Here is a 10,390-nt window from a genome sequence, read left to right on the forward strand (position 1 = left end):
AACTGTCAGGCGGTGGATCACCGCGCCAGTCGCCAGGGCAGCAAGGCCTCGTAGTCATCGACGGTCCTGGCCCGTGGAAGTGCCACTAGCAGCGAGCGCAGGTACTGGTACCCATCAACGCCGTTGACCTTGCAGGTCTCCAGCAACGAGTACAGGTTGGCGCTCGCGTTGGCGCCGGCCACGGTGTCGGCGAAGAGCCAGTTGCGTCTTCCGATGACAAACGGGCGGATCGAATTCTCGCAGCCGTTGTTGTCTATCGGGTAGTTGCCGCTGGTGACGAAGCGCTCCAGCTTGGCCCACTGCGAGGACAGGTAGTGCAGCGCCTTGCCCAGCAAACTGCCTGGCAGCACCGCATGAACGTTGGCCAGCAGCAAGGCCTGGATCTCTTGCAGCACGGGCACACTGTTGGCTTGGCGGCTATGCAGCAGCGCATTCGCATCCAGCCCTTGCTCTTTGGCCAGGGCCTCCACGCGGTAGAGCTTGCCGATCAGCGCGATGAACCTGGCCGCCAATTGCTCAGCCCCCCGGTTGGCTTTGGGCAAGGCCTGCAGCGCGTCATTGAAGTAACGCCGGCAATGTGCCCAACACCCGATTTGCACGAGCTTGTTCGCCAAGGCGATCTTGTTGTAGACCTCGTAGCCGTCGGTCATCAGCACGCCGCCCTCGCGCGCACCGACGTACAGAAGCTGCGCCGCCTCTGTGCTGCGTGAGGGTGAGTAGGCGAACAGGCGTATGGGCGGACCTGTGCCGCTGGCGCCTGAACCATCGGTCATCTGCGCCCACATGTAGCTCTTGGACTGGGCGCTGCGACCGGCCTCCTTGAGCACCTGAATCTCGGTCTCGTCACCGAAGATCAGCGGGGCGTCCAGCACCCGGTCGCGCAGCAGGTTGATGACGGGCTGCACCGCCTGGCCCACCCGCACCACGCTGGCGGCCATGGTGTTGCGCGAGAGGTCGCGGCCTCCGAAGCGCCCCAGCAAGGCCGCCTGGCGGTACAGCGGCAGGCCGTCCACATACTTGGAAGTGATCACCCAGGCCAGCAGGCCTTCGCTGAACAGCCCCTTGGGGATGACTTGCTCGGGCTTGGCCGCCAGGCGCAGCGTGCCATCGCAGCACGGGCAGGCGTACTTGACCCGCTCGTGGCGGATCACGCGCACTTGTTGCGGAATGATGTCGAGCTGCTCGCTGGCCTCCACGCCAATCTCCCGCAGCACGGCACCGTCGTGAGGACAGACACGCTCGGATTCGGGCAGTTCGTGGCGCACCACCTCGCGCGGCAGGGCTGGGTCCAGCGGCTTGCGCCCGCGCTTGGTCCGTTTGTGAGCGGGAACCTCGACAGTGTTGTCGTCGGCCTCGGTTTCTTCCTGGGCCGGCTGGGTTGCCGAGCCGAGCGCCTCGGCCTCGTTGAAGAACATGTCCTTCTGGTGGCCTGCGCTGGCCTCGCTCTTGGCGGCGAACAACTGGCGCTTGAATTTGTTGAGCTGCTCCTTGAGCAGGTCGCGCTCGGCGCGCGTGATGCGCAGCTCACCAGCGAGTGATTCGCTGGTCTGGGTGGCCTGGGCCAGCGCCTTTTGCAAGGCTGCAAATTCTTCGGCGGTGGGCATGTGAACCATCGCCTGCTTCGATCTGCTTGTCGCTCAGGCGGTTCCTTGTGCTGGGGATTTTGCGGCAAATATTCTCAGCAGTGGCATTGCTCATTTCGGCAGCACCAGCCTCACGCAACGCGCTCGTAGAACCGCTGTGGGTGTCGCTGTGTGACCGCCAGATCAATGCCATCAAGCAACCAGTGCAGTTGTTCCACCGTCAGCGTCGGCACCACCGCCTCGTCCGGCCAGATGAAGCGGTCTTGCTCCAGGCGCTTCATCAACAACCAGAAGCCGTTGCGCTCCCAGACCAGGATCTTCACCCGGTTGCGCTGGCGGTTGCTGAACACATACACCGCCGCCGCGAACGGGTTCATGCCCAGGGCTTGCTCCACCAGGATGGCCAAACCGTTGATGCCCATTCGGAAGTCGATGGCCGGGCGGTGCAGGTACACCGTCAGCGTGTCGTCGAGCCGGAACATGGCAGGCGCCCCAGAAGTTCAAGGACGGGCAGCAACCCACCCGGGTCTGCATCGCTGAGGTCGATCTCCACCCCATTGGGCAGTCGGGCGTGCAGGCGTGTCTTGACCTCAGCGGCGGTGACGGGAGATGCCTCGGGGGCCGCCAGCCGCAACGGCACAAAAGCACTGGTGCTGGCCATGGCCACGGTCGGCAGGTTGGCACGACTTGCCTTCAGGTCCGAGCCCATGCTCTGGGTGATCCAGCGGCGCAGCAAGTTGGCGTTGATGCCGCATTGCAGCGCCATGCGCGCCACCGACACATCCGGCTGCAGGCACGCCCGCACCACCTCGGCCTTGGCCTGCGGGTCGTACACGGCACGTCCATCGTTCTTGCGCCCCGTGACCAGGCGCCTCACCACCTCTGCATCGATCTCTGACATACGTGTCCACCTTGTTCTACATGGACACGTAGCTTCCCCTCTCAGACGCTCTGTGGGAAGACGTAGTTGGCGGATCGCTTACACTTCATCTTCAGTACATGCGGACCCATTGTGGGTTGATTCACCGTACTGATCAATGCTCTCGAGGTCAGATGAATTTCAGACAACGCGGCTTCGCTGAGCCTGGGCGTTTGCCCGCTCGTTGGGGGCAATGGCTCCTGCGACGCCCTTCCATTGCACCGGAAGGGTTGATGCTGTGGGTCAGTGTGTATGTTGCGCTGGTCTATAACAAAGCGTTCCTGCAGGCGAGCACCGCGGGTCGCAGTTGGTCGGCCCTAGACACATGGGTGTTTGCGGGTGCACTTGTGGTTGCGTTGATAGCGCTGCATGGGCTGATCTTCAGCGCTGCCGTCGCCAGGTGGAGTGTGCGTCCGCTGATGACTGCATTTGTGCTGGTTGCCGCGTTTGCGACCTTCTACATGCAGCGCTATGGTGTTTACTACGATCCCAGCATGCTGCGCAATGTGCTGCGGACAGACACTGCGGAAGCCAGTGAGTTGATCACCTGGAGCTTAATTGCCCACGTATCGCTTTACTCTGCCGTGCCCTTGTGGGCGATATGGCGTGTTCGCCTCACCGAGAATTCTTTCTGGCGAACGGCGCTGCGACGCCTGGTCTTTGCCGCCGCATGCGCGACGGCAGTAGTGGCAACTGTGCTCCTCATCTTCCAGGACTTTTCGGCGCTGATGAGAAACCAGAAGGAGCTGCGGTACCTCATCACTCCCGCCAACGTGATCTACTCAACAGCTCGCGTCTTGTCGGCCGATGTCGAGAAGCCAAAGGTCAGGCAGCACGTAGGCCTGGATGCTCGCCTGGCAGCCCCAATGTCGCCCCAGAAGCCAAAACTGGTGTTCATCGTCGTGGGGGAGACGGTTCGTGCTGGCAATTGGGGCCTTAACGGCTATGAGCGGCAGACTTCCCCGAACCTACAGGCGCTGAACGCAGTCAACTTTGACAACGTTACGGCCTGCGGGACAGACACAGAGACATCACTTCCGTGCATGTTCTCTGCGATTGGAAGGCGAAACTATGATGAAGCTCGGATTCGCTCATCCGAATCTCTACTACACGTTCTTTCACGGGCCGGAGTTTCGGTGCATTGGAAGGACAACCAGTCAGGATGCAAGGGCGTCTGCGATGGGCTCAATGAGATCCCTGTTGAACCGTCTGCTGCCGCAGGAATGTGCTCTGAAGGTAGGTGCCTTGACGAGGTGCTTCTCCAAGGGCTGGAGTCAGTCGTCGACGCTTCTGGCGCTACAACGGTAGTGGTCCTGCACATGCTCGGCAACCATGGGCCTGCCTATTTCAAGCGCTACCCCCCATCTTTCAGGCGCTTTGAACCCACCTGTGACACGGGCGAGCTGCGCAAGTGCGATCGCCAGAGCATCGTGAATGCCTATGACAATGCGATTCTCTATACCGACCATGTCCTAAGCCAGGCCGTGGCCTTTCTCAAGCTCCAGGAGAGCCGCTTTGATACAGCGATGCTCTATGTGTCCGACCACGGTGAGTCGCTGGGCGAGAAAGGGCTGTTCCTTCACGGGTTGCCCAGGGCGATCGCACCTGAAGAACAGACCAAGGTGCCCATGGTCTGGTGGCTGTCGGAAGGCTTCATGAAGAGTCGCATGATCAACAGCGATTGCTTGAAAGAGAAGTCGTCGGACGCCTTGTCGCATGACAACCTGTTCCACTCGGTGCTCGGACTGCTGGACGTCTCGACCCAGGCCTATGAGCAGGAGCTGGACATCTCGGCGGCCTGTAGGCGCATTGGTTGAGGGATCCACGTGCGCCGCACCTGGGCATCAGCACTGGGTCTCGAAGAACAAAGCCGCAGCTTCACAGTCCTCGGGCGCTACCCGTGTAGCCGCGTTCCGCCGCTATGTCCGCAGCGTGGCTGCCACGGTACATGCCTGGGAATACGTCCTTGAGCATGCGCCCATCTTCACCGTTGGCGATGATCTCGCCGTGAAAAATTGCCTCGGCCAGCTCGTGCTTGACTTCATCGCGCGACTTTGGCGAGACAGCAGCCACCGCTTGCGAAGGATAGCTACCTGGCGTGATCTCATTCAACTTGGCACCAGATTCGCCAGCGGCCATCATTTCTCCCGACTTGATCGCTTGGCCCAGCTCCTGCTGCACCTGCTCACGCGTCTTCTTGGCGCCGTTCGCCGCTTGCGCTGGGTAAGCGCGAGGGTTGATTTGCCGCAGCGTCATGCTCGACTCACCGCTGCCCATGATGTCGCCGCTGCGAATGGCTTGGAACAGTTCAGCACGAACCTGTTCACGGGTGAGTGGAGCCGATTGCGCAGAGGCGAGCAGAGGTGCGGCGCCCAGAGCGGCGAGAAGAAGTGCGGTCTTGAATTTCATGGTGTGGTCCTTTGGGTAAAGGCAACGCTGATTAAGGTCCACCATTGAGAGGGGTCAAACGTTATCCGCAGATGAAGCAGCAGACCTTGGCAATGGCCGCAGATCAAGACAACGGATTCGAGCATTCGCGCAAACCCACCCGACGCGAAGAGTTCTTGCGGACCATGGAGACAATAGTGCCATGGGCCGCTCTGTGCCAGGTGATAGAGCCGCACTACCCCAAAGCAGGCAACGGCCGCCCGCCCATTGGCCTTGAGCGCATGCTGCGCATCCATTTTCTTCAGCACTGGTTCAACCTGGCCGATCTGGCGTGCGAGGAGGCTCTGTATGACAGTGCCAGTCTGCGCCGCTTTGTGGGGATTGACCTGGGCCGCGAACGCGTGCCCGACGCCACCACGCTGCTGAAGTTTCGCAAACTGCTCAATGAGCAAAAACTGGGTGAAGCCCTGTTTGCCAAGGTAGGCCAGCAATTGCAGGAGCGCGGCTTCAAGGTCAACACCGGCACCATCGTGGATGCCACCATCATCGCCGCGCCCAGTTCTACCAAGAACGCCGACAAGGCGCGCGATCCCGATATGCACCAGACCCGCAAAGGCCAGCAGTGGTATTTCGGCATGAAGCTGCACATTGGCGTGGACAGCCAAAGCGGGCTGGCGCACAGCGCCGTGGTGACGGCGGCCAACGTGCATGACAAACACCCGCTGCCCGATCTGCTGCATGGCAACGAGCAGCGCGTGTACGGCGACTCGGCCTACGCCAGCCAGAAGGCTCTGATCCGGGGCAAGGCGCCCCAAGCCAAAGACTTCACCAACCAGCGCACCCGCCGTGCAGGCGAGGTGGACGAAGTTCAGCGGGCCAAGAACCGCAACAAGTCACGCATCCGCGCTCGGGTAGAGCATGTGTTCGGGGTGGTCAAGCGCCTGTGGGGATTCACCAAGGTGCGCTACCGCGGGCTGCAGAAGAACGCCACACGCGCATTCACGGCCTTGGCGCTGGCCAACATTTTCCTTGCCCGAGGGCGACTGCAGGGACAGGTGCGCCCGTAAGGGTGGAAATCGGGCCTCAAGGCCCTGCGAACGGCCCAAATGGGCGGCGCAAGAGGCCACAAAATCCAAAAAATGGCGTCTTCCGCGTTCGCGCGGGAAATTTCGAGGGCTTGTTCAGCGTAGCCTAAATGTGATTGAACAAGTGAAGGGCGGATTACGGCAGCTGTTGGGCGTTGACCCACCCAGCTTCGCCGCCCATGTCGCGCATGCCATCTGCTGTGATCGGGTTGCGCTTGGCATATTCGAGCTCCTGCAGCACCTGGTCCCGGCTCTTGGTGAGGGTCGGCGCTTTGACGAGCGGGTAGGTAGCGGGATAGCCACGGCTGATCCATTGGAGCGAGCCATCTTGTTGGGCTACGAGCACAGTGTTGCGAACGGAGTCCCGGCTCACGGTGTTGCCCAGATGGTCGGGAGTAAACACTGCTCCCTTCTCCTGCACTGGGCTGGCGTGATAGGCCGACGCGGCGAATGAAGTCGTAGCGACGGTGGCCAGGCCAACGATGATGAGTGCGTTGCGAACTTTCATGAGGATCTCCTGTTGCACCGGCTACCTCTTGGCAACCGGGTGATGCTTTTTCTGCACCACGGAGAGAAGTCTAAAAATTGCGCCCCATCGAGGCAGTGACCGCGAGATTACGTTTTTGACAGCTTTGGAAAGAACGATGCAATGTGTGCCGATTCGTGAGCGGCTGGCCTAGAATCCAGCGCCATGTCCTACCGCTTGCAATCGGCCGTGCTTGTGTTTGCCCTTCTGTGGCAGGCAATCAGCATGGTCAATCCGTTTGCAGGCGTAACGCGCGCCGACCAGTTCGAGCACTTGGTAGTTTCCACCCAGCATGTGGCGCGGCAAGCTCATGAGGACCGTTTCAAGCACAAAAGCGCATCGGGCAGTCATCTGCATACGGATGAAGGGCTGACGCTTGCGGGGCTGATCCTGACATTGGCACTCGAAGTCCCCAGCGTGCCGCGGGCTGACCTGATTGCGCACCAGGCACCACGTTATTCGCCGCCCTCCTTGGAAGGCCTGCTGCGTCCTCCGATGGCGTTGGCCTGAACACGCGTCCTCGGCGCGCGTCTTCCATCGGTGTGCGGTGGACAGCCAAGAAGCCCTTTCTGCGCAACCCTGTGCGTGACTGCGCCGTGCGTGGCTGTACGCGCACAGGCGGGCAAGCCGTTACACGCCCTGTCGGGATTCGATGCGCAGTGAGGTGCTCGACTGCGCCGCCAGTTTGCCGCGGCATTCGTCCGACCATTTCCCCATGGCTCCTTCTGTAAGGACTCCCAATGAGTTCGCAACAAGTCCTGACCATCGCACAGGCGGCACTGCACATTTTGCTCATAACCGCCGCGCCTATCCTGCTCGTGGTGCTGCTGGTAGGTCTGATCGTTAGCATCCTCCAGGCAGTAACGCAGATTAATGAAAACACGCTGTCGTTCATCCCAAAATTGGTAGCCGCCATCATCGTGCTGATCTTCATCGGACCATGGCTCATCAGCACATACGTGGACTACTTGCGAGAGGTGCTGCTCTCGATCCCGGGTCTGGTGGGATGACTGTCCGTTCGGAACAGCCCTCGCGCAGGCCAATGAAACGCGCGCACACGGAGCCTTCATTGGCACGGGGGATCGCTGCTGCTACCATCGCTGGCGTGCGCAAAGCCGTTGTCCTCATCTTGCTGGTGCTGCTGCCAATCCAATTCGTTTGGGGGGCTGCCACGGGCTATTGCGAGCATGAAACGCGCACGGCCGACACCCACTTCGGCCACCATGTCCATGAACACCAAGCCAAGCTGCCGACTCGTTCAAAGGACTCGGCGGAAGTTGACCGATCACTCGGCGGCGATCACCCCGATTGCCCGAGCTGCCACCTCACCTCCGTCTCTGCTGTCTTGGATCAGATACCACCGATGGCAGGAAGCCACGCGGGTTCACTGGCTGTTGCTGACGAGCAGTCTCATCCCAGCTTCCTGCGTCACCGCATAGAGCGCCCGAATTGGCGGCGCGCAGCCCAATAGCCAGTCGGTTCGATCTCGGCCACGCTCACGCAGTGAGCGCACGCCAGTCCGCAACGGCATTGAGCTGACTGATCAAGCGATGCCCTCCATGGGCAATAGACATCGAAACCGGTCTGGCTAAGCCGCTGCGACAGCCCGCAAGGCATCGGCTGATTCGGCTTCTCCACGGCGGTCTGGCCCGAGAGGCAACGCCAGTGCCCATCTCCTGGTGCCGGCTCTCTCGCGGGCCGCCACGCAATCAAACATCATTCAAGGCAGAAGCAATGAGCAATTCCAAGAAGCTACGTCTCGATCTTCCTCTCGTGCTTCCGGACGTGAGCGAAGCGCATGACCGCTGCGTGTTGCGGCTCACGGACACGCTCAAGGGCCGCAACGGCATCGACGAAGTGCATATCGTCGGCATAGAAAGTGGGGCGCCACAGCTGTGCGTCCACTACGACCCCGATAGCATGACCCTCGGCCGAGTGCGTGAGCTGGTGAAATCGGTCGGCGCCGAGATTTCCTCACAGTATGCCCACTTGGCGTTTCGGGCTAAGGGCTCGCTGCTGGCGCGCACTGCCCGCCGGATTGCCGATGAACTGCGGCGCGTTCCGGGGGTGATTGAGGCAGACGTTGCTGCTTCGGGCTCGTTGCGCATCGAGTACGACCGCTCAAGCGTCTCGCAACAGGAGCTGATCGAAGCCCTCGGATCGCTGGGCATATCCGGTGAGGTGGTTCCCTGGAGCACGCCCTCACCGAGGCCTGCTGCAGCAGTGCAGGAGTTGCCGGCTGCAGCCAATGACACGGTTGTCGACGAGGTGAAGAAGGATGCACATGACCATGCAGCTCACGAGGGGCATGAACACAATGAGCGGGACAAGGATCACTCCGGTCACGGTCACGGTCATGGCGAAGCGAGTGGTCACGCAGGTCATAACCACAAAGAAGGTCTTCTCGGTGAGAAGACGGAACTCATATTCGCGCTGTTGTCAGGAGCCTTGCTACTAATTGGGTGGCTGATCAGCAAGGGGGATTTCGCCGCGCTATGGGTTCCTACGGCGCTCTATGTGGGCGCGTATTTCTTCGGTGGATACTTCACCGTGAAGGAGGCGTTTGAAAATCTCCGTGCACGTCGATTCGAGATCGACACACTGATGCTGGTCGCCGCCGCCGGTGCCGCAGCACTCGGGGAGTGGGCGGAAGGTGCGTTGCTGCTCTTTTTGTTCAGCTTTGGCCATTCGCTTGAGCACTACGCCATGGGGCGTGCGCGCAGGGCCATCGAAGCGCTTGCCAAGCTGGCGCCCGAGACTGCGTTGCTTCGGCGCGATGGCAGCACCAAGGAAGTACCCCTGGCCGAATTGGGGGTCGGCGATGTTGTCGTGGTCAAGCCCAATGAGCGGCTGCCGGCGGACGGTGTGGTGGTCGTTGGAACCACCAGCGTCAACCAGGCTCCCGTAACCGGCGAGAGTGTGCCCGTGGACAAGCGGCCCATGGATGACGCGAAGTCGGCCATCGCAAGCTTCGACAAGGTGGCTGCCGAGCACAGGGTGTTTGCCGGCACGATCAATGGCGCAGGCGCCATTGATGTGATGGTGGCGCGCAAGTCGGACCAGTCAACGATGGCACGGGTGATTAAGATGGTCACCGAGGCAGAAGCCCAACGTTCGCCCACACAGCAGTTCACAGAGCGCTTCGAGCGCATCTTTGTCCCCTCGGTGTTAGCCCTTGTCGCCGTGCTGATGCTCGCCTGGCTGGTCATCGACGAACCGTTCTCTGCAAGCTTCTACCGCGCCATGGCTGTGCTGGTGGCAGCAAGCCCTTGCGCGCTGGCGATCTCGGTACCCAGCGCTGTGCTCAGTGGGGTTGCGCGGGCTGCGCGCGGTGGGGTATTGGTCAAGGGCGGTGGCCCGCTAGAAAACCTAGGCACCCTCAGCTCCATCGCGTTCGACAAGACCGGTACCTTGACCGAAGGCAAGCCCAAGCTGACCGATGCTGTCGCGGCCAAGGGTGCGACTGACGACGAACTGCTGACTGTTGCACTGGCCGTCGAAGAGCACAGCGATCACCCATTGGCATCGGCCATCGTGAAGGGCGCCCGGGAGCGCCTGAGCGCCGGAGCGAGTAGCCTAACGGCATCCGAGGTGAAAAGCATCACCGGGCGGGGCGTGCAAGCGCAGGTGGATGGGGACACCGTCTACATCGGCAAGCCGGTGCTGTTCTCGGAGCTAACGGACTCTGCAATGCCGTCGGATGTCGAGAAGGCAAACGCAGATCTGGTGGCCTCGGGCCGCACCACGATGGTCGTGCGCAAGGGGACGAGGTTCCTTGGAGTGATTGGTGTGATGGACACGCCCCGGCCTGTAGCCGGGAAGGTGATGGCTCAGTTGCGCGAACTCGGCATCGAGCGCTTGATCATGATCTCTGGAGACAACCAGCAGG

10 protein-coding genes are annotated in these 10,390 nt (G+C 61.2%); 5 read left to right on the forward strand and 5 right to left on the reverse strand.

The features are described 5' to 3' along the window. Nucleotides 1–17: 17 nt before the first annotated feature. The 3 genes from tnpC to tnpA all read right to left on the reverse strand — a co-directional run bounded on the left by tnpC (nt 18) and on the right by tnpA (nt 2,484). Complete coding sequence (gene tnpC, locus AC1PPL_RS16725; protein WP_082437602.1) at nt 18–1,613, reverse strand: IS66 family transposase; 1,596 nt, start codon at nt 1,611–1,613, stop codon at nt 18–20. Nucleotides 1,614–1,714: 101 nt separating this feature from the next. Further along, on the reverse strand, nt 1,715–2,065 hold the full coding sequence (gene tnpB / locus AC1PPL_RS16730; protein WP_008903079.1) for an IS66 family insertion sequence element accessory protein TnpB: 351 nt from the start codon (nt 2,063–2,065) through the stop codon (nt 1,715–1,717). Next, nucleotides 2,041–2,484: an IS66-like element accessory protein TnpA gene (gene tnpA / locus AC1PPL_RS16735; protein ID WP_008903080.1), complete on the reverse strand. Its 444-nt coding sequence runs from the start codon at nt 2,482–2,484 to the stop codon at nt 2,041–2,043. The genes tnpB and tnpA overlap by 25 nt, the downstream gene beginning before the upstream one ends. A 152-nt stretch (nt 2,485–2,636) precedes the next feature. Here tnpA and AC1PPL_RS16740 point away from each other — a divergent pair, with 152 nt between their 5' ends. After that, a complete protein-coding gene (locus tag AC1PPL_RS16740; RefSeq protein WP_312844643.1) occupies nt 2,637–4,319 on the forward strand; it encodes a phosphoethanolamine transferase in 1,683 nt (560 codons plus the stop codon). Nucleotides 4,320–4,380: 61 nt separating this feature from the next. On the opposite strand, the gene AC1PPL_RS16745 is transcribed toward AC1PPL_RS16740, so the two are convergent. Continuing rightward, nucleotides 4,381–4,911, reverse strand: a complete 531-nt coding sequence (locus tag AC1PPL_RS16745; RefSeq protein ID WP_312844644.1) for a DUF4148 domain-containing protein — start codon at nt 4,909–4,911, stop codon at nt 4,381–4,383. Between the two features lie 71 nt (nt 4,912–4,982). Between AC1PPL_RS16745 and AC1PPL_RS16750 the strand changes: the two genes are divergently transcribed. Next, nucleotides 4,983–5,957, forward strand: a complete 975-nt coding sequence (locus tag AC1PPL_RS16750) for an IS5 family transposase (protein ID WP_055392831.1) — start codon at nt 4,983–4,985, stop codon at nt 5,955–5,957. Nucleotides 5,958–6,111: 154 nt separating this feature from the next. Here the strand turns inward: AC1PPL_RS16750 and AC1PPL_RS16755 are convergent, their stop codons facing one another. After that, nucleotides 6,112–6,483, reverse strand: coding sequence for a hypothetical protein (locus tag AC1PPL_RS16755; RefSeq protein ID WP_312844645.1), 372 nt, complete (start codon nt 6,481–6,483; stop codon nt 6,112–6,114). Nucleotides 6,484–6,666: 183 nt separating this feature from the next. Between AC1PPL_RS16755 and AC1PPL_RS16760 the strand changes: the two genes are divergently transcribed. The 3 genes from AC1PPL_RS16760 to AC1PPL_RS16770 form a co-directional block, all read left to right on the forward strand. Then, nucleotides 6,667–7,011 carry a hypothetical protein gene (locus AC1PPL_RS16760; protein WP_312844646.1) on the forward strand — a complete coding sequence of 115 codons (345 nt, stop codon included), beginning with the start codon at nt 6,667–6,669 and terminating at the stop codon, nt 7,009–7,011. 230 nt (nt 7,012–7,241) lie between these two features. Then, nucleotides 7,242–7,511: a flagellar biosynthesis protein FliQ gene (gene fliQ / locus AC1PPL_RS16765; protein ID WP_312844647.1), complete on the forward strand. Its 270-nt coding sequence runs from the start codon at nt 7,242–7,244 to the stop codon at nt 7,509–7,511. Between the two features lie 724 nt (nt 7,512–8,235). After that, nucleotides 8,236–10,390 (forward strand): heavy metal translocating P-type ATPase (locus tag AC1PPL_RS16770; protein ID WP_479973724.1); only part of this gene is annotated, 2,155 nt, incomplete at its 3' end.

This window comes from Diaphorobacter sp. B2A2W2 (assembly GCF_056730635.1).

What these genes read in the sequence shown, in the direction of transcription:
- fliQ (WP_312844647.1), top strand. Translation starts at nt 7,242, where the DNA reads ATGAGTTCGCAACAAGTCCTGACCATCGCACAGGCGGCACTGCACATT.
- AC1PPL_RS16755 (WP_312844645.1), bottom strand. Translation starts at nt 6,483, where the DNA reads ATGAAAGTTCGCAACGCACTCATCATCGTTGGCCTGGCCACCGTCGCT.
- AC1PPL_RS16750 (WP_055392831.1), top strand. Translation starts at nt 4,983, where the DNA reads ATGAAGCAGCAGACCTTGGCAATGGCCGCAGATCAAGACAACGGATTC.
- AC1PPL_RS16740 (WP_312844643.1), top strand. Translation starts at nt 2,637, where the DNA reads ATGAATTTCAGACAACGCGGCTTCGCTGAGCCTGGGCGTTTGCCCGCT.
- AC1PPL_RS16745 (WP_312844644.1), bottom strand. Translation starts at nt 4,911, where the DNA reads ATGAAATTCAAGACCGCACTTCTTCTCGCCGCTCTGGGCGCCGCACCT.
- AC1PPL_RS16760 (WP_312844646.1), top strand. Translation starts at nt 6,667, where the DNA reads ATGTCCTACCGCTTGCAATCGGCCGTGCTTGTGTTTGCCCTTCTGTGG.
- tnpA (WP_008903080.1), bottom strand. Translation starts at nt 2,484, where the DNA reads ATGTCAGAGATCGATGCAGAGGTGGTGAGGCGCCTGGTCACGGGGCGC.
- tnpB (WP_008903079.1), bottom strand. Translation starts at nt 2,065, where the DNA reads ATGTTCCGGCTCGACGACACGCTGACGGTGTACCTGCACCGCCCGGCC.
- tnpC (WP_082437602.1), bottom strand. Translation starts at nt 1,613, where the DNA reads ATGGTTCACATGCCCACCGCCGAAGAATTTGCAGCCTTGCAAAAGGCG.